Origin of the sequence: Mycobacterium sp. G7A2 (assembly GCF_041902445.1) — a bacterium.
In the GTDB taxonomy this organism is placed as follows: Bacteria; Actinomycetota; Actinomycetes; order Mycobacteriales; family Mycobacteriaceae; genus Mycobacterium.
Genome location: NZ_CP169251.1, coordinates 4373415 through 4391326 on the forward strand (window position 1 = coordinate 4373415; position 17912 = coordinate 4391326).

Genomic DNA, 17912 nt, shown 5'->3' on the forward strand with positions numbered 1-17912 from the left:
GCGCTCATGCGGCGGTGTCGCCCGATGCGCGGTCCAGCAGCGCCGCCAGTTCGTCGGAATCCGGCAGCACGTCCGGCATGACCGTGCGCCCCGTGCGCACATAGTGGAACGCCGCACGCACCGACGCGGCATCGCAGCCGTGCAGTCCGGCCCACGCAAGGCGATACACGGCTAGCTGAACGGCGTTGCGCTGCAATTCTTCCGGAGTCGACGGCGGTTCCCCGGTCTTCCAGTCCACCACCGTCACCCCGCCGTCGGGGTCGGCGAACACCGCGTCGATGCGGCCGCGCACCACCGTCGCGCCGATGACCATGTCGAAGGGCACCTCCACCTCGATCGGGGTGCGCGCGGCCCACGGTGACACCGCGAACGCGGATTGCAGTTCCTCGAGTTCACCGCGGTCCTGCCGGTCGCCATCCACCGCGCCGGGCAGGTCGTCGAGGTCGAAGAGCTTCTCGGCCTGGAAGTAGCGTTGCACCCATTCGTGGAATGCCGTGCCGAGTGCGGCGTGGGGGTCCGGGCGGCGCGGGAGACGCCGATTCAGCCGTTGTGCCGCGGCGTCGGGTTCACGTCCCAGTTCGACCATCGCGCTGACCGACAGCTGTGGCGGCAGTGTCGGGGCGACCGGGCGTGCGGTGTGGTCGCGTTCGGCCAGAAGCGCATCGACGTCGGCGGCCCATCCGTGCGGGTCGTCCGACTCGACCGTCGCGTCGCGCGTCATCGCCTGCGACACCAGCGCCGCGCCCCGGTCGACGCCGCCGCGTCGGCCCGTCGCCGGGTCGACCGGCCAGACCGCCTCGACCACCTGGTCGCGCAACGGATTCGCCTCGCCCTCGGCGGGGGCCTCGGCCCAGACCGCCACGCTGCCGCACGGGCTGCCCTGCTGCGCCGCGGCCTCGATGATCTCCTTGAGCTCACACAGGAAAGCCGACGGGCCGCGGGGTTTGGATTCGGTGGCGCCCCAGTGATGACCGGAGACCAGCAGCGTGCGTTCGGCCCGGGTGATCGCGACGTACAGCAGCCTGCGCTCCTCGTCGGTGCGCCGCTGATCCAGGCTGCGCTTGTGATCGGAGATCTTGTCGGACAGAGCTTTTCGATCGTTGACATCGCTCGTGTCGAGCACGGGCACGCCGTGCTCGGACACCGTTGCGCAGTCCCCCCGTAGCAGTGGCGGCAGGTCGGCGGCATCGGTCAGCCAGGTTCGCGGTGATGCCGTCGACGGGAACACCCGTGCGCTGAGGTGCGGCACGGCGACGATCTGCCACTCCAGCCCCTTGGCCGCGTGCACTGTCAGGATCTGCACGCGGTCGCCGGCGCTCGTGACCTCGGCCGGGGCCAGACCGTTCTCCACCTCCTGGGCGGTGTCGAGGAAGGCGAGCAGGCCCGACACGCTGGCCCCGGGCCGCGCCGCGAAGTCGGCGACGACGTCGGCGAACGCGTCGAGGTGTTCGGTGCCCGACCAGCCCGCCGAGACCGGGCGGGCCGCCCGCGCCTCTGCGTCCACGCCGAGCACCCTGCGAATTTCGGCGATCAGGTCCGGCAGCGCCCAGTCGAGGTGGGCGCGCAGTGCGGTCAGCTCGCGGCCCAGCGCGACGATCCTGGAGTGTCCGTCGACGGAGTACGCCGCCGGCTGTCCGGGATCGCAGATCGCCTCACCGAGGCACGCCGCGTCGGCGTCGGAACTCAGCTGCGCGACGATGTCCTCCGGTTCGGCCGCACTCGGCCGTCCCGCGCCGCGGTCGAGCTCGAGGGCCCGGCGCCACAGTGCGGCGATGTCGCGGGCACCCAGCCGCCACCGGGGCCCGGCGAGGACCCGGATCGCGGCCGCTCCGGCCGCCGGGTCGGCGGCCAGCCGCAGCATCGCGACCACGTCGGCGACCTCGGCGATTCCCAACAGCCCGGCCAGGCCGACCACCTCGACGGCCAGCCCCCGCCTGCTCAGGGCCTCGGCCATCGGTGCGGCGTCGGCGTTGCGGCGCACCAGCACGGCGGCGGTGGGTGCGGTACCGGTGTCCTCGACGGCGGCGCGATGCAGCTGGGCCATCTCGTCGGCGAGCCATTCGCGCTCGGCGACGATGTCGGACAACAGCGCTGCGCGCACGGTGCCGGCCGCGGCGTCGGGGCGCGGCTGCAGTGACCGCACCGCGACCGAGCGGCGGCGAGCATCCTGGGACACCTCGTTGGCCAGGTGCAGCACTTCGGGTGGGTTGCGCCAACTGGTGCGCAATTCGAGGGTCGGCGCGGGTGTCCCGTCCGACTGCGGGAAATCGGTGGTGAACCGGGGCAGGTTGGTCGCCGAAGCCCCGCGCCACCCGTAGATGGACTGGATCGGGTCGCCGACGGCGGTCAGGGCCAAGCCGTCGTCGGCTCCCCCGCCGAACAACGCCGACAGCGCCACTCGTTGGGCGTGACCGGTGTCCTGGTATTCGTCGAGCAACACCACGCGATAACGCTGCCGCAGCTGTTCCCCCACCTGCGGAAAGCGCGAAGCCAGCTGCGCGGCGGAGGCCATCTGCATGCCGAAGTCGATGACGCGCTGCTCGCGCATCCGGCGATGCAGTTCGTCGATGAGCGGGACGAGCGCGGTGCGTTCGGTCTGGGTGCCCAGCATCCGCAGCAGCCACTGGCTGGGACCGCGGTCCCGCTGATAGCGACCGGCGGGCAATGTGTGCACCAGCCGCTCGAGCTCCACGTGGGTGTCGCGGAGTTGATCGGTGTCCACCAGATGCTCGGAGAGCTGCCCGGCGAGTTTGAGCACCATCGCGGTCACCGACGCCGGAGACTTGTCGGTGTCGAGCGCCCGCGGATGCTCACAGACCACCCGGTAGGCCAGCTGCCACAATTCCGTGTCGCCGAGCAGCCTGGTGTCCTGCTCGACCGGCAGCAGCAGGCCGTACTCGCGCAGCAGCGTGCCCGCGAACGCATGGTAGGTGCCGACGGTGACGGGATCGGCGGCCACGCCGGGCCCGTCGAGGGCACCCGGGATCACCAGGCCCGCACCGGCAAGGCGGGCCAGCCTGGCGCGCACCCGGCGCAGCAGCTGCCCGGCGGCCTTACGGGTGAACGTCAGCCCCAATACCTCGCCGGGGCTGGCGTAACCGTTGGCCACCAGCCAGACCACCCGCGCGGCCATCGTCTCGGTCTTACCCGCGCCGGCACCGGCGATCACGACCAGCGGACCCGGCGGCGCGGCGATGACCGCGGCCTGCTCGTCGGTCGGGGCGAATAGCCCCAGTGCGTCGGCGAGCTCAGCGGGACTGTAGTGCGGGCTCATCGCGAGGAACCTCCGTCGGCGTCGGCGTTGCGGGCGGGGCACATCGGGCGCACCGGACAGTGCGCGCAGCCGTCGTTGACCCGGGCGACGAACTCCGGGCCCCGGGTGGCTGCAGCGGCCTGCGCGACGCGTGCCCGCCACTCGTCGCGGGCCTGCGGGGTCAGCGCATCCTGGTCGCGTTGGGCAGCGCTGCCGCCGGAGGTCTTGCCGAGGTAGACCAAACGGCCGCCACCGGGTTCGTCGCCGTCGGCGAGCAGGCCTGCGGCGACGGCCAGCTGATACATCGCCAACTGAGCGTGGTTCTGCGCGTCGTCCTTGGTGACCGGCGACTTGCCGGTCTTGATGTCCACCACGACCAACCTGCCCTCGCTGTCGCGTTCGAGTCGGTCGAGCCGACCGCGCACCCGCACCGCGGGTGAACCCTCCCCAGCCGCGACCACGTCGCCGTCGACGTCGATCTCGGTGCCGACCTCGGTGAGCTCACCGCGCGTGTTCGCGCGCCAGGTGGTGAAGGTCGACAGCATCTCCAGGTGGCGGGCGCGTTCGTTGTCGGCGTGCCACTGCGCGTCGAACGGCAGCTGGTCCCAGACCTTCTCCAGCGCGCCGAGAACCTGCGCCTCAGATCTGGTGCTGTCGGACACCAGCGCGTGCACCAGCGACCCCAGCGCGGAGCGCACATCGGCGGCCCGCGCTCCGCCGTGGCGCTCGAGCAACCAGCGCAGCGGACAGTCCGAGAGCATCTGCAGCGTCGACGGCGACAGCGTCACGACATGGCCGTCGTCGTCCCACATCGGCTCGCTGCTGGACACCTCCCGCATGCCGTACCACGAGGCGGGATCCGCCCCGGACACACCCGCTTGCGCCAACCGCGCCAACTGGGCTGCGGCGCAGGCTCGTTCACCGTCCTCGACCGCGCCTTCGGGCGCGCACACCACCGCCCGGAGCCGCCCCACCAGCGCCGACGGCGCGAGAACCCGCGGGGCACGGATCGGTGCCGGCGGATCAGCGTCGGGCTCGCCGCTCAGCGCTGCGAGCTCGTCGACGAACGCCGACGGCAGCATGGCGTCGTCGCCACCGTCACTGTCGACGGCGGTCACCAACAGCCGTCGGCGGGCCCGGCCCATCGCGGCCAACAGCAACCGCCGCTCCTCGGCCAGCAGCGGCGCGCGACTCGACAAACTCCGCTGCCCGGGCTCGGCCACGCCGTCGATCACGTCGACGAGATGTTGGGTGTTCAGCACTCCGCCGCGCGGCGCGACGTTCGGCCACAGCCCTTCCTGCACACCGGCGATGATCACGAAATCCCACTCCCGACCGAGCGAAGAGTGCGCGCTGAGCACCGCAACCGCGTCGGCTTCGGGACGGTCGTCGCGCCGCACCGGCGGCAGTGTCAGGGCCTTGAGGTGGTCGATGAGGCCGCGCAGCGACGCGCCCGCGGTGTGGGCGACGTAGCGTTCGGCGACGTCGAACACCGCGGTGACCGCGTCGAGGTCACGGTCGGCCTGGGCGCCGCTCGGCCCGCCGCGCTCACTGGCCGTCAGCCAGCGCCGCTGCAGCCCCGAGCGGTTCCACGCCTGCCAGAGCGTGTGGTGCGGATCCGCACCCTGCTGCGCGCTGCGGCGGACCGCGACCAGCACGGTGCGGACCCGGCGCACCGCGCGGGCCAGATCCTCGGGAAGGTCACTGCGGTCGCGATCGAGTGCGTCCACCAGGAGGGCACCGAAGTCCGCCGTGGGCTCACCGTCGGCACGGCGCAGCGCGCGGCGCAACCGCCGCAGCGAGACCGGGTCGACCCGCCCCAGCGGTCCGGTCACCAGCGCGAGCGCCGCGTCGGCGGTGAGACCGGAGGCGGCGGCTTCCAGGACCGTCAGCAGCGCCCGCACCGCCGGTTGATCGGCCAGCGGGGCCACCGGCGCAGGCAGGTCCACCGGCACGCCGGCGGCCGCCAGCGCGCGGCTCAACGCCGCGCCCATCCGTGGCATCGACCGCACGATGACCGCCATGCGATGCCACGGCACGCCCTCACCGAGATGAGCGCGCCGCAGCGCGTCGGCGATCAGGGCGGACTCCGCGTGCGGAGACGCGGCGATCCGCACCTCCACCGCGCCCTCCTCGTCCGTTCCGGAGAACTCCCAGGCCGGTTCGAGACCCGGCAGTTTGCGCGCCATCGTCGCCACCGCGCCGGCAACGGCAGTCGAGCACCGATGCGACCGGTCCAGCCTGAGTTCGGTCCCCTCACCGCGCAGCAGAACCGGGTCGGCGCCGCGGTAGCCGAACACGGTCTGGCGGGGATCACCGGCCAGCACGGTGAGCTCGGCACCTTCGGCGAGCACCCGCACCAGCCGCGCCGCCTGCGGATCGAGGTGTTGTGCGTCGTCGACCAACAGCAGCGTGACGCGTGCCCGTTCGGCGGCCAGCAGGTCGGGATCCATGGCGAATGCATCCAACGCCGCACCCACGAGTTCGGCCGCACCCAGCGCGGGAATGGTGGCCTGCGGCGCAGCCATGCCCACCGCGGAGCGCAACAGCATGACCTGCTCGTAGGCCTGCGCGAAGCGCCCCGCGGCCCGCCACTCCGGTCGGTCGGCACGGCGACCCAGCCGCTGTAGACCCAGCGGATCGACACCGCGTTCGCTGCACCGGGCCAGCAGGTCGCGCAGCTCGGTGGCGAAACTCACGGTGCTCAGGGCCGGCCTCAAGGCGGCGGGCCAGCGCACCGGTGAGGCATCGCCGTCTTCGATATCGCCGGCGAGCAGTTCGCGAATGATCCCGTCCTGCTCGGCACTGGTGATCAGCCGGGGCGGAGGGCTGCCGTTGCGTTGGGCGGCCAGCCGCAGCACCGCGAACGCGTAGGAGTGCACGGTCCGCACCAGTGGCTCACGAATCACCGCGTCACCCCCCGCCGCCAGCAGTGTCGCGGTGATCTCGGCTTTGGCCCGCGCCCCGAGGCGGGCCGAACCGGTCAGCAGCAGAACCGATTCCGGGTCCCGCCCGGCGTTCAGGTGAGCTGCGGCGGTGTTCACCAACAGGCTGCTCTTGCCGGTGCCGGGGCCGCCGATCACGCGCACCGTCCCGCGCGCGTCGGGGCGGGTCAGCGATGCCTCGACGAATTCAGACCCGTAAAGGCCGGACCCGGTGAGTTCGGCTTGTGGAGCGGACATGACGGAATGACATCACGGGGCACCGACAGACTTGGCCGGCCGGCGCAGAGCCTGGCAGCATCGACCCGGTGAGCGATCTGAACGTGCACCATTTCGGTCCGAACCGCCCGGCCCAGGTTCTGGCGATCCACGGACTGACCGGGCACGGTCAGCGCTGGATGACGCTGGCCCAGCGGTTCCTCGCCGATCTCTCCATCGCGGCCCCGGATCTGATCGGGCACGGCCGTTCGACGTGGGCGGCGCCGTGGACCATCGACCAGAACGTCAGCGCCCTGACCGCCCTGCTCGACGGTGGCGGCGGTGAGCCAGCCGTCGTGGTCGGCCACTCGTTCGGTGGCGCGATAGCGCTCAATCTCGCTGCGGCCCGGCCCGACCTGGTGGCCGGGCTGGTGTTGCTGGACCCCGCCGTCGGCCTCGACGGTGACCGGATGCGTGACGTCGCCGACGCCATGTTCGACTCCCCGGACTACACCGACCGCGACGAGGCCCGTGCGGAGAAGGTGGACGGTTCCTGGGGTGAGGTCGAGCCCTCCGAGGTGGAGCGCGAGCTCGACGAGCACCTCGTGGCGCTACCCAACGGCCGCAGCGGGTGGCGGATCAGCATTCCGGCGATGCTGTCCTACTGGAGTGAGTTGGCGCGCCCGGTCGTTCTGCCTCCCAACGGAATACGCACCACCCTGGTACGGGCGAAGAAGGTTCGACCGCCCTACGCCACCGACGCGCTGATCGCCGGCCTCTCCGAACGACTCGGCACCGATTTCCAGCTGCTGGAGTGGGATTGCGATCACATGGTCGCCCAGGCGATGCCCGCGGACACCGCCGCGCTGGTCCGCGATCATCTGAGCTGACCGTGGCGGCCATCACCGACGAGCAGGTCGAGACGGTGCGCGCACTCGTCGCCGCGGTGCCGTCGGGCAAGGTGGCGACCTATGGCGACATCGCCACCGCCGCAGGCCTTTCCAGCCCCCGCATCGTCGGGTGGATCATGCGCACCGATTCCGCTGACCTGCCCTGGCACCGGGTGGTGCCGGCGTCGGGGAAACCGGCGCCGCATCTGCACAGCCGGCAACTGGAACTGCTCCGCGCCGAGGGTGTGCTCACCCGCGACGGCCGCATTCCGCTCGGTGAGTGCCGCCACCGCTTCTGAACCGCGAGAGTGCACCCTCGGTAGTCGAACGCGCTGCACCACGACAGGGAATGCACGTTCGCGACCGAGAGTGCAACCCGACGCGCCCGCGCCGCTACAGCGCCAACCGGACCAGCGCCGCGGTGCGGGCGAGACCCGGGAACGCCGCCGCGGTCGCGCGCGGATGCAGGGCGTGTACCGCCAGCCGGAACATCAACGCGCGTAGCAACATCTGCGGCCACTCGGGCAGCGGCGCCCAGCGCTCGATGAGTCCGTCGTCGGCACCACCCCACGACAGCGCGTCGACGACGACGACGCCCGCCGCCCACGCGGGCGGGCGCCAGTACGGCGTGATGTCGGTGATGCCGGGCGCGGCGCTGCCCGCGAACAGCACGGTGCCGTAGAGGTCACCGTGCACCAGCTGGCTGGGGCTCTTCGTGGGACGGCGCAGGGCGGCAAGCTGGTTGATCAACTCGACGGACTTCTCTCCGTCGGCGGTGCCGGGGGCCACCCGCGCTCCGGGCGGGAGCGCATGCAGGGGCCGCTCCTCCCAGGCCGCCCGGTCGGCGGCGATGAACACGTCCACGTCGGCCCACGGCGCCACCGGCGGTTGGGTCAGGAACCGCGGCCGCTCCAGTTTGGCCGTCGCCTCGTGCAGCCGCACCGCGGCCGAGACCACCTCGTCGTGGCGCGGTTCAGGCGTACCGGCGACGTAGGTGTCGGCGCGCCAGCCGGCGACGACGTAGCGGCCGTCGGTGGACCGAACCGGCCTGGCCAGCCGCACCCCGTCGACGAAGAGCGTCTCCCGGACCTTGGCCGACCACGCGGCGCGCGCGTGGTCGGCGACCAGGGAGAGCACCACTTCGCCGCAACGCCAGCCGCCTTCCCAGCTCGAGCCGAGGGGCGCCGGGCGCACCCCGGACAGCCCAAACGCCGCAAGCACATGATCGGGCGGGCGCTCGGCGGTCACCGAAACAGCCTAAGCGCAGCAGGGGCGAACCCAGCGTTAGTACATCACCATGTCGGGTTCGAGTTGCTTGGCCCAGGCCACGATCCCGCCCTGCAGATGCATGGCATCGGTGAACCCAGCCTTCTTGATGACCGCCAGCGCCTCGGCCGAGCGCACCCCGGTCTTGCAGTACAGCACCGGCACCCGATCCTGAGGCAGCTTGGCCAGACCGTCGCCGGTCTCGATGGCCGACTTCGGGATCAGCTCGGCGCCGTCGATGCGGTTGATGTCCCACTCCACCGGTTCCCGTACGTCGATCAGGGCGTACTTCTTGCCGGAATCCAGCAGTTCGCGCAGCTCGCGCGGCGTGACGGTGGAGTCGAGCACGGCTTCGGAGGCCTCGTCGGTCATGACGCCGCAGAATTCCTCGTAGTCGATCAGCTCGGTGATCTTCGGGGTCGAGGGATCCTTGCGGATCTTGATCGTGCGATACGTCATGTCCAGCGCGTCGTAGACCATGAGCCGGCCCAGCAGCGGGTCGCCGATGCCGGTGATCAGCTTGATCGCCTCGGTGCCCATCACCGACGCGATCGACGCACACAGAATGCCCAGCACGCCGCCCTCGGCGCACGACGGCACCATTCCCGGTGGCGGCGGCTCCGGGTAGAGGTCGCGGTAGTTCAGGCCGCGTTCATTGCCGTCCTCATCGGCCGGCGCGTCCTCCCAGAACACCGACACCTGGCCCTCGAACCGGTAGATCGAGCCCCACACGTAGGGCTTGCCCGCCAGCACCGCGGCGTCGTTGACCAGGTATCGGGTGGCGAAGTTGTCGGTGCCGTCGAGGATCAGGTCGTACTGCTTGAACAGGTTCACCGCGCGGTCGGGCTCAAGGCGGAACTCGTGCAGCCGCACCTCGACGAGCGGGTTGACCTCCAGGATCGAGTCGCGGGCGCTCTGGGCCTTGGGCCGGCCGATGTCGGACTGGCCGTGGATGATCTGGCGCTGCAGGTTGGATTCGTCGACCTCGTCGAACTCGACGATGCCGATCGTCCCGACGCCCGCGGCGGCGAGGTAGAGCAGGGTCGGCGAACCGAGTCCGCCGGCGCCGATCACCAGCACGCGCGCGTTCTTCAGTCGCTTCTGCCCGTCCAGACCGAGGTCCGGGATGATCAGGTGGCGGCTGTAGCGGGCCACCTCTTCACGGGTGAGCTCAGCCGCGGGCTCTACCAGCGGCGGCAGCGGTGTTGACACCGAATATCTCCTTGGTTGGCTCTTGCCATCATCTCAGCAGGTACGTGATTCAACAGCAACGAGGGTCTGGCACTTCCCGCGTGCTCAGGGCCATCGAGGGCGCGCTGAGGTCCAGGATTTCCGGCGCGCCGCCGGACAAACCCGCGCTCGCGGAACAGCAGACGAAGAACAGGTCAGGCGATGGGGTACGGCCAGGGGTTGAAGCGGCAGGTCTTGCCGTCGGCGGTAACCGTGCCGGGGTCGAAGCGCGCTGCGTCGTTGTTACTGGTGGAGAACGTCTGCTGCATCATCACCGGCGCCAGCTCACCGTCTTCGGCGCACTGCTCGTGGCGCTGGTACCCGATCGCGTGGCCGACCTCGTGGTTGATCAGGTACTGCCGGTAGGAGCCGATGTCGCCCTGGAAGGGCACCGCCCCGCGCACCCAGCGGGCTTCGTTGAGCAGCACCCGCGGCTGTCCTTGGTACACCGGGTTGTAGCAGGACGCCTCGAGCTGGATGTCATAGCCGCAGGCTTCCCGCACCGTCATCGGGGAGGTCAGCGATACCCGGAAGTCCGGCTGGACCCCGGAGGCCGCATCCGTGCGGACGAACGCGAACTGGGGGTTGTGGGTCCAGCTCTTCGGGTTGGCCAGCGTCTCGCTGACCATCCGGGCGAACCCCTCGTCGCCGCCGTAGCTGGTGGTGTCGACGCCGTCTTCGACCTCGACGGTGTAGGTGAACACCTTCGTGGTGCCCTCCCCCACCTGCGGTGTCCCGCCGGGCACGACGCGCCAGGTGCCCGCCCCCATCGGGGTGAAGGGGCCGCCGTCGGGCAGGATCCCGGTGGGCAGGTTGGCGTCGAATTCGGTCAGGCCCTTGGGCGGTGCGCCGATGATGGCGGTGCTGGGCACCCCGATCGTCGGGGGGCCCTGGACGGGGCCTTCCTCCTCGAGAGCGCGCGGCGCCGAGGTCCCGGTGATGGTCTGATAGAGCACCACCGCGGTCAGCACGACCAACACCGGCAGCGCGTAGGCCCGCCAGCCGTAGGTGGACACGAAGCGACCGATCCAGGTCTGCTTGCGCCAGCGTTTGCGCTCGTCGCGATTGGACCTGACCCGGCCCGACGCTTCAGCCAGCGGGTCGCGCTGGGCGCGAAGGGGCTCGCGCCACTCATCGCGGAGCACGGGGACGCGACCGCCCCCGCGATGCTCCGGACCCGTTTGCCCTCCTCGCGAGCGGGAGTCGTAGGTCACCGAAACAGGATGACACAGGTCAACGGACTTCCTCTCCCGGCGCGCCACCGCCCGGCACGCTGGGCAGGCCGGACCCGCCCTTCCGCGAAGGTCCCCGTGACGGTAGTAGTGTCAGTGCGAAGCGAATTCACCGTGCCGGTCGCGCCGGCAGGACTCGAGGTTCTGATGAGAGATCTTGCCAAGACGGCGCAGCGGCGAGGGGGTCAGCCCGCCACTGGTACCGGGCTGCCCAGCGCCGGCGGCGCCCGCCGCGGCAACCGGTTACCCCGCGACGAGCGCCGGGGTCAGTTACTGGCCGCGGCCAGCGAGGTGTTCGTCGACCGCGGCTATCACGCCGCAGGTATGGATGAGATCGCCGACCGTGCCGGTGTCAGCAAACCGGTGCTCTACCAGCACTTCTCGTCGAAAGTCGAGCTGTATCTGGCGGTGTTGGCGCGCCACGTGGACAACCTGGTCTCCGGCGTGCGCCAAGCGCTGCGGACCACCACCGACAACCGGCAACGGGTCCGGGCCGCAGTGCAGGCGTTCTTCGATTTCATCGAGCACGACAGCCAGGGGTACCGGCTGATCTTCGAGAACGACTACGTCACCGAGCCGCAGGTGGCCGCCCAGGTCAAGGTCGCCACCGAATCGTGCACCGACGCGGTGTTCGACCTGATCAGCCACGATTCCGGGCTCGAACCGCATCGCGCCCGGATGATCGCGGTCGGCCTGGTCAGCATCAGCGTCGACTCCGCCCGCTACTGGCTCAACAACGAGCGCCCGATCGACAAGGACGACGCCGTGGAGGGCACCGTCCAGTTCATCTGGGGCGGGTTGTCACACGTGCCGCTGACCCGGTCCTGATCTGAGCCGGTCCTGACCTCCGCAGGTCGGGTGCGAGCGTCCCGACGCGCGAACGGCATTCCGCGCAGCTGGGCTGCAGGGAATGCCGTTCGTGCGCTGAGATGGCCTCAGCCGGCGGAATTGGCCGCGTCGGCGGCCGCCGCGCCCACCCCGAATCCGATGCGCCGCGCGTCGGCCGCACCGATCTCGACATAGGCGATGCGGGCGGCCTGCACGATGAAGCGTCGCCCCTTCTCGTCGGTCAAGGCCAACACGCCCGATGCGGCGGCCAGCGCGTCGCCTACCGCCTTCTCCACCTCCGCCGGTGTCTGCGCGCTGTTGAGGATCAGTTCGCGCGGGCTGTCGGTGACACCGATCTTGACCTCCACGTGGGCACCCTTCCGTCGTCTGCTCGTGTCTCAGCAGGAAGGCTAATCGACGCCGGAAGGTGCGCGCCGCGCCGGGACCTTCGCGGTCAGCGAACACGGCGGAGACCGCCGCGACACAGGGGCTATCGAACCGAGTCCCGACCGTGACCGCGCGCGAGGCGCGTCAGCCTCACCCGTCACTTGCGCCTCGATAGCATCAGCCCCGGCACACGCACGAGACGACTGGGACAGCTGCATGAACAGGCCGTACACCGCACAATCGCCGTACTCGCTGACGCCCACCGAGCGCATCCGCTACCGCTCCGGGACCGGCACACGGGACTTCGACGACGTCGACGGGCCGTACGGCGCCGGCCCCGATGCGGACCGGGACACCGACGTGTACCCGCGCTACCTCGACGACGGATACGACCCCTACGCGCCCGAGGACTACGACCGTTACGACGACGGCTACCAGGACTACGACGACGGGGACGACGGGTACGACCCAGACGACGACGAGATCGACGAGTCCCACATCGACCGCCGCTGGATGTGGATCGGCGGCGTCGCGGGCGCCGTGCTGTTCGTCGCGGTCATCGCCACCAGTCTCATCCTCAGCGGCGGCGACAGCGGGTCGGTCTCGGCGACCGTCACCTCGCAGCTGGCCACCTCGAGCGCCGCCCCGGCACCCAGCCAGGCACCGCGCGCGGCGGCACCGCCGACCCGGTCGCTGCCCGCCGAGACGATCACCACCGTGACACCCAGCGTCGAGGCTCCCCCGGCGCCGTCGCCTGTGCCGGCCGCCCCGTCGCTGCTGCCGCCCCCGCAGGCCGCCCCGGCGCCGACCGCTGCTCCCGGCACCATCACCTACCGGGTGACCGGCAACCGCGAGCTCATCGACCTGGTGACCGTCATCTACACCGACCAGCAGGGTGCGCTGCAAACCGAGTTGAACGTCGCGCTGCCCTGGTCGAAGACGGTGGTGCTGGACCCGGGTGTCACGTTGAGTTCGGTGACCGCCACCAGCGTGCGGGGTCAGCTCAACTGCAGCATCACCGACGCCGGCGGGAACCTGATCGCCTCGCAGAACAGCAACTCGATCATCACCAACTGCACCCGGTAGCTCAGGCCAGCCCGAGCTCGCGCATCCGGGCCTGGTGGGTGTTCTGCAGTTTGTCGAAGAAGTCCGTCATCTGTGACAGGCCACCCTCGGACATCACCAGGTCCACCAGCTCGTCGTGATCGGCCAGCACGTACTGGGCCTGCGTGATCGCCTCGCCGAGCAGGCGCCGCGACCACAACGCCAGCCGGTGCCGTTGCCGGTCGCTGGCGGTGACCGCGGCGCGGACCTCGCCGACGACGAACTGCGAGTGCCCGGTCTCCGAGAGCACCGAGCGGATCACGTCGCCGACCTCACCGGGCATCGACCCGGCGATCTCGAGGTAGAAATCAGCGGCCAACGCGTCCCCGACGTAGGTCTTGACCAGCGCCTCCAGCCACGTGCTCGGCGTGGTGAGCCGGTGGTAGTTCTCCAGCGCCGACGCGTAGCGCGTCATCGCCGGGACCACGTCGACCCCGCGGCGCTCCAGCGCGTCGCGCAGCACCTCGTAGTGGTTCATCTCGGCGGCCGCCATGCTGGCCATGTTGATGCGCCCCCGCAGGTTGGGGGCCATTCGCGCCTCGTCGGTCAGTCGGTAGAACGCCGCCACCTCCCCGTAGGCGAGCAACGCGAACAACTCGATGACACCGGGGTGCTCCGCGGCCGCCGTCGGGGCCTTCGACGCTTCCGTGGAGGCGCCCGTGGATCCGGTGGAGGCGGCCGCGGACGGGGTCGAAGTCATGGGCCAACTCTAACCGCCACGGCCCGGCTGGACCGAAGAGCGATGCGACCAGCTACCATGGGTGGCGGTGTCGGCGTGAACGTCGGCAGATCGAACCAGGTCAGGTCGGCGCATTTCGCGTAGACACCTTGGAAATGTGCGTGCACGACGGCGGCCCGCCCACTCAGTGCAGGGCCCGACGAAGTTCTCTTCTCTACTCGTGCGCGCGTGAACCGCATGAGGATTGAATCGAAAGGCTTCGTCTACCTCTATGACCCCTGTGACCACGCATCCCAACCCCTCCTTCGCCCAGCTCGGCGTCCGCGACGAGATCGTGCGCGCGCTCGCCGAGAGCGGCATCGAGCATCCCTTCGCCATCCAGGAGCTGACGTTGCCGCTGGCCCTGGCCGGCGACGACCTGATCGGCCAGGCCCGCACCGGTATGGGCAAGACCTTCGCGTTCGGCGTGCCCCTGCTGCACCGGATCTCCTCCGACGGCGACCGGCCGCTGACCGGAATCCCGCGCGCCCTCGTCGTCGTCCCGACCCGCGAGCTGTGCATCCAGGTCTACGAGGATCTCCTCGGCGCCTCGAAGTACCTGATGGCCGATGACACCCGCAAGCTGACGGTGACCGCCATCTACGGCGGGCGCCCCTACGAGCCGCAGATCGAGGCCCTGCAGAAGGGCGTCGACGTCGTCGTCGGGACGCCGGGCCGGCTGCTCGACCTGGCCCAGCAGGGTCACCTGCAGCTGGGCGGGCTCTCGACCCTGGTCCTCGACGAGGCCGACGAGATGCTCGACCTGGGCTTCCTGCCCGACATCGAACGCATCCTCAAGCAGATCCCCGACAAGCGGCAAGCGATGCTGTTCTCGGCGACCATGCCGGATCCGATCATCACGCTGGCCCGCACGTTCATGAGCCAGCCCACGCACATCCGCGCCGAGGCCCCGCACTCGTCGGCCACCCACGACACCACCGAGCAGTTCGCGTACCGCGCCCACGCTCTGGACAAGGTCGAGATGGTCAGCCGCATCCTGCAGGCCGAGGGCCGCGGAGCGACGATGATCTTCACCCGCACCAAGCGGACCGCGCAGAAGGTGGCCGACGAGCTCGCCGAACGCGGGTTCAAGGTGGGGGCGGTCCACGGTGATCTGGGCCAGGGGGCCCGGGAGAAGGCGCTGAAGTCGTTCCGCACCGGCGAGGTGGACGTCCTCGTGGCCACGGACGTCGCGGCGCGCGGTATCGACATCGACGACATCACCCATGTCATCAACTTCCAGATCCCCGAGGACGAGCAGGCCTACGTGCACCGCATCGGCCGCACCGGACGAGCCGGCAAGACGGGCATCGCTGTCACGCTGGTCGACTGGGACGAGCTGCCGCGCTGGTCGATGATCGACAAGGCGCTCGGGCTGGACACCCCCGATCCGGCGGAGACCTACTCGAGCTCGCCGCACCTGTACGAGGAGCTCAACATCCCCGCCGAGGCCGGCGGCACGGTGGGCAAGGCGCGCAGCGCCAGCGGCACCCGCTCGGCGACGGGCACCCGCACCCAGTCGTCTCGGCGCAGCTCGGGCGAGAGCACCGAGGACAAGCCGGCCCGACGCAACCGCAGCCGGCGGCGCACCCGGGGCGGTAAGCCGGTGGGCAACCACCCCGAAGGCGGCGAGCAGAGCGCACCGAGTGCGGCCACCGGCGGTGACGGGGCCTCCCCCGAGCAGGGTGAGGCGCCGAGCTCGGGTCGCCGGCGCCGGCGTCGCCGCCCCAGCAAGGCTTCGGCCGCGAACTAGCCGGCACGAGACACCGCGCGATGGTCAAACCTGAGCGCCGCACGCGAGGCGACATCATCGCTGCGGTGGCGATCGCCGTCGTGATCGCCGTCGTCGCGGGGGTGGTGTGGTGGACCAGTGACGCCCGGGCGACCGAAAGCCGTCCGGCGGCCAGCCCGGTCCCGGCGCTGGAACCCGCGGCCGCGGTACCGGATTCACTGACGCGACGCTGGGAGGCGCCCAGCGACGCGACCAGCCGGCCCGTCGTGGTCGGCGGGGCGGTGGTGACCGGCGACGGCCAGACGGTGCAGGGCCGTGATCCGGCCACCGGCGAGCCGCTGTGGAGCTACGCGCGTGATCTGCCGTTGTGCGGGGTCACCTGGGTCTACAACTACGCCGTCGCGGTCTATCCCGACGGGCGCGGATGCGGGCAGGTCAACACCATCGACGCCAAGACCGGCACCCGGGGCCCGGCCCGGTCGAGTTACGCCGACGACCACGTGACGCTGTCGGCCGACGGCACGACGGTGCTCTCGGCCGGCGACACCCGACTGGAGATGTGGCGGTCGGACATGGTGCGCATGCTCAGCTACGGGGCACTCGACGCACCCATCAAACCGGGGGTGCCCGCATCGCCGCTGTGCCGGTTCGTTTCCGCGGCGGCGAGTTCGGCGGCGGTGTCGGTGCTGGAAACCTGCGCCAACCAGTCCGACCTGCGGCTGACATTGCTGCGTCCGTCCGACGAGGAGGACACCCCGGAAGTCAAGTACGTCCAGCAGAAGGGCGTCAGCGACGGCACCGGGGCCCGCGTGGTGGCGGTGGCCGACACGCTGACCGCCGTGTACGTGCCCACCCCCAAACCGCGGGTGGACATCGTCGACGAGACCGGCGCGGTCACCGACAGCACCGTGGTCAGCGGTCCCCCGGTCGACGACGCCATCACCACCCGCACCGGGGATCTGATCACGTGGTGGACCGGTGACAGCGTGATGGTCTTCTCGGCCAACGACCTTCAGTACAAGTACACCGTGCAGGCGGTCGGACCGAATGCGCCGGTGGGTCCGGCGACGACGATGGCCGGCAAGTTGTTGGTGCCGGTCAGCAGCGGCTACGACGTGTTCGACGCGGCGACCGGGGCCGGCGAGAAGCACATTCCGCTGCAGCGGCCGCCCGCAGAGGGCCCGGTGGTACCGGGCGTGGCGGGGTCGACGGTGCTCGAGCAGCGCGGCGACGAGCTCGTCGCGCTCTCCTAGCTTTCTCCTCGCCCCTCTCCCAGCCCTCTCCTGGCCCTCTCCTGGCCGACGGACAGGCCATCGGGTGGCGCCGTCACACCTCCGGGGTGAAGGTGGGCAGTCCCTTGCCGTTCTTCCAGTGCTTGAGCAGCGCGGTCGCCAGTTCCCGGTAGGCCAGCGCGCCCTTGTTCTTGCGGCCCGTCAGCACCGACGAACCCGATGCGCTGGCTTCGGCGAAGCGCACCGTGCGCGGAATGGGCGGGGCGATGACCGGAAGCGAGTACCGGTCGGCGACGTCGAGCAGCACGTCACGGCTGTGCGTGGTGCGCGAGTCGTACAGCGTCGGCAGCGCACCCAGCAGCGTCAGGTCGGCATTGGTGATCTGCTGGACGTCGTTGATGGTGCGCAGGAACTGCCCGACGCCGCGGTGTGCCAGCGTCTCGCACTGCAGCGGCACGATCACGTCGTCGGCGGCGGTCAGCCCGTTGAGGGTCAACACCCCCAGCGACGGCGGACAGTCGATGATGACCACGTCGAAGGAGTCGGCGACCTTGGCCAGCGCACGTTTGAGCGCGTACTCACGGCCGGCCCGCATCAACAGCATGGCTTCAGCGCCGGCGAGATCGATGTTGGCCGGCAGCAACGTCATTCCCTCCGCGGTGCTGACCAGCGCCGCGTCCGGCTCGACGTCGCCGAGCAGCACCTCGTGCACCGACACCGCCAGCTTGTCGGGGTCCTGGCCCAGCGAGAAGGTCAGACATCCCTGCGGGTCGAGGTCGACGAGCAGCACCCGTTTGTCCAGCTCGACCATCGCCGCACCCAGCGACGCCACCGTCGTGGTTTTGGCGACCCCACCCTTTTGATTGGCGACAGCAAGTACCCGCGTCACGCTTCCCATCC

At 70.6% G+C, this 17912-nt stretch carries 14 protein-coding genes; 6 read left to right on the forward strand and 8 right to left on the reverse strand.

Translation table 11 applies throughout. From position 1 onward, the window contains the following. Window positions 1-4 precede the first annotated feature (4 nt). On the reverse strand, window positions 5-3274 hold the full coding sequence (locus ACEWX3_RS20715; protein ID WP_374157542.1) for an ATP-dependent helicase: 3270 nt from the start codon (window positions 3272-3274) through the stop codon (window positions 5-7). Beyond that, window positions 3271-6435, reverse strand: coding sequence for an ATP-dependent helicase (locus ACEWX3_RS20720; RefSeq protein WP_374157543.1), 3165 nt, complete (start codon window positions 6433-6435; stop codon window positions 3271-3273). Before ACEWX3_RS20720 ends, ACEWX3_RS20715 begins: the two co-directional genes overlap by 4 nt. A gap of 68 nt (window positions 6436-6503) precedes the next feature. Here ACEWX3_RS20720 and ACEWX3_RS20725 point away from each other — a divergent pair, with 68 nt between their 5' ends. Both ACEWX3_RS20725 and ACEWX3_RS20730 read left to right on the forward strand, forming a co-directional pair. Beyond that, window positions 6504-7283 carry an alpha/beta fold hydrolase gene (locus ACEWX3_RS20725; protein WP_374157544.1) on the forward strand — a complete coding sequence of 260 codons (780 nt, stop codon included), beginning with the start codon at window positions 6504-6506 and terminating at the stop codon, window positions 7281-7283. Between the two features lie 2 nt (window positions 7284-7285). Continuing rightward, window positions 7286-7582 carry an MGMT family protein gene (locus tag ACEWX3_RS20730; RefSeq protein WP_374157545.1) on the forward strand — a complete coding sequence of 99 codons (297 nt, stop codon included), beginning with the start codon at window positions 7286-7288 and terminating at the stop codon, window positions 7580-7582. Window positions 7583-7676: 94 nt separating this feature from the next. Here the strand turns inward: ACEWX3_RS20730 and ACEWX3_RS20735 are convergent, their stop codons facing one another. The 3 genes from ACEWX3_RS20735 to ACEWX3_RS20745 form a co-directional block, all read right to left on the reverse strand. Beyond that, the gene (locus ACEWX3_RS20735; RefSeq protein ID WP_207067762.1) at window positions 7677-8531 is read right to left on the reverse strand and encodes a TIGR02569 family protein; all 855 of its coding nucleotides are present in this window, start codon (window positions 8529-8531) and stop codon (window positions 7677-7679) included. Window positions 8532-8567: 36 nt separating this feature from the next. Continuing rightward, window positions 8568-9761 carry an adenylyltransferase/sulfurtransferase MoeZ gene (gene moeZ / locus ACEWX3_RS20740; protein ID WP_207067761.1) on the reverse strand — a complete coding sequence of 398 codons (1194 nt, stop codon included), beginning with the start codon at window positions 9759-9761 and terminating at the stop codon, window positions 8568-8570. 173 nt (window positions 9762-9934) lie between these two features. Then, the gene (locus ACEWX3_RS20745; RefSeq protein WP_207067760.1) at window positions 9935-10993 is read right to left on the reverse strand and encodes a DUF3152 domain-containing protein; all 1059 of its coding nucleotides are present in this window, start codon (window positions 10991-10993) and stop codon (window positions 9935-9937) included. A 165-nt stretch (window positions 10994-11158) separates the two neighbouring features. On the opposite strand from ACEWX3_RS20745, the gene ACEWX3_RS20750 reads away from it, so the two are divergent. Beyond that, window positions 11159-11839, forward strand: coding sequence for a TetR/AcrR family transcriptional regulator (locus ACEWX3_RS20750; protein WP_207067759.1), 681 nt, complete (start codon window positions 11159-11161; stop codon window positions 11837-11839). 107 nt (window positions 11840-11946) lie between these two features. Here the strand turns inward: ACEWX3_RS20750 and ACEWX3_RS20755 are convergent, their stop codons facing one another. Continuing rightward, a complete protein-coding gene (locus tag ACEWX3_RS20755; protein WP_207067758.1) occupies window positions 11947-12207 on the reverse strand; it encodes a DUF3107 domain-containing protein in 261 nt (86 codons plus the stop codon). Between the two features lie 235 nt (window positions 12208-12442). Here ACEWX3_RS20755 and ACEWX3_RS20760 point away from each other — a divergent pair, with 235 nt between their 5' ends. After that, a complete protein-coding gene (locus ACEWX3_RS20760) occupies window positions 12443-13312 on the forward strand; it encodes a hypothetical protein (RefSeq protein WP_374157546.1) in 870 nt (289 codons plus the stop codon). A gap of 1 nt (window position 13313) precedes the next feature. On the opposite strand, the gene ACEWX3_RS20765 is transcribed toward ACEWX3_RS20760, so the two are convergent. Beyond that, window positions 13314-14030 (reverse strand): ferritin-like fold-containing protein, encoded by a 717-nt coding sequence (locus ACEWX3_RS20765; RefSeq protein ID WP_374157547.1) that lies wholly within the window; start codon window positions 14028-14030, stop codon window positions 13314-13316. A gap of 250 nt (window positions 14031-14280) precedes the next feature. Here ACEWX3_RS20765 and ACEWX3_RS20770 point away from each other — a divergent pair, with 250 nt between their 5' ends. Further along, on the forward strand, window positions 14281-15801 hold the full coding sequence (locus tag ACEWX3_RS20770; protein ID WP_207067755.1) for a DEAD/DEAH box helicase: 1521 nt from the start codon (window positions 14281-14283) through the stop codon (window positions 15799-15801). Window positions 15802-15821: 20 nt separating this feature from the next. After that, window positions 15822-17033, forward strand: coding sequence for a hypothetical protein (locus ACEWX3_RS20775; protein WP_374157548.1), 1212 nt, complete (start codon window positions 15822-15824; stop codon window positions 17031-17033). 73 nt (window positions 17034-17106) lie between these two features. Here ACEWX3_RS20775 and ACEWX3_RS20780 read toward each other — a convergent pair whose 3' ends face one another. Next, entirely contained in the window at window positions 17107-17910 is an 804-nt protein-coding gene (locus ACEWX3_RS20780; RefSeq protein ID WP_152516236.1) for a ParA family protein, read from the reverse strand. Window positions 17911-17912 lie beyond the last annotated feature (2 nt).

Coding starts and splice junctions, on each gene's coding strand:
- ACEWX3_RS20765 (WP_374157547.1), bottom strand. CDS start 14,030: ATGACTTCGACCCCGTCCGCGGCCGCCTCCACCGGATCCACGGGCGCC.
- ACEWX3_RS20775 (WP_374157548.1), top strand. CDS start 15,822: ATGGTCAAACCTGAGCGCCGCACGCGAGGCGACATCATCGCTGCGGTG.
- ACEWX3_RS20780 (WP_152516236.1), bottom strand. CDS start 17,910: ATGGGAAGCGTGACGCGGGTACTTGCTGTCGCCAATCAAAAGGGTGGG.
- ACEWX3_RS20720 (WP_374157543.1), bottom strand. CDS start 6,435: ATGTCCGCTCCACAAGCCGAACTCACCGGGTCCGGCCTTTACGGGTCT.
- ACEWX3_RS20715 (WP_374157542.1), bottom strand. CDS start 3,274: ATGAGCCCGCACTACAGTCCCGCTGAGCTCGCCGACGCACTGGGGCTA.
- ACEWX3_RS20770 (WP_207067755.1), top strand. CDS start 14,281: ATGACCCCTGTGACCACGCATCCCAACCCCTCCTTCGCCCAGCTCGGC.
- ACEWX3_RS20750 (WP_207067759.1), top strand. CDS start 11,159: ATGAGAGATCTTGCCAAGACGGCGCAGCGGCGAGGGGGTCAGCCCGCC.
- ACEWX3_RS20760 (WP_374157546.1), top strand. CDS start 12,443: ATGAACAGGCCGTACACCGCACAATCGCCGTACTCGCTGACGCCCACC.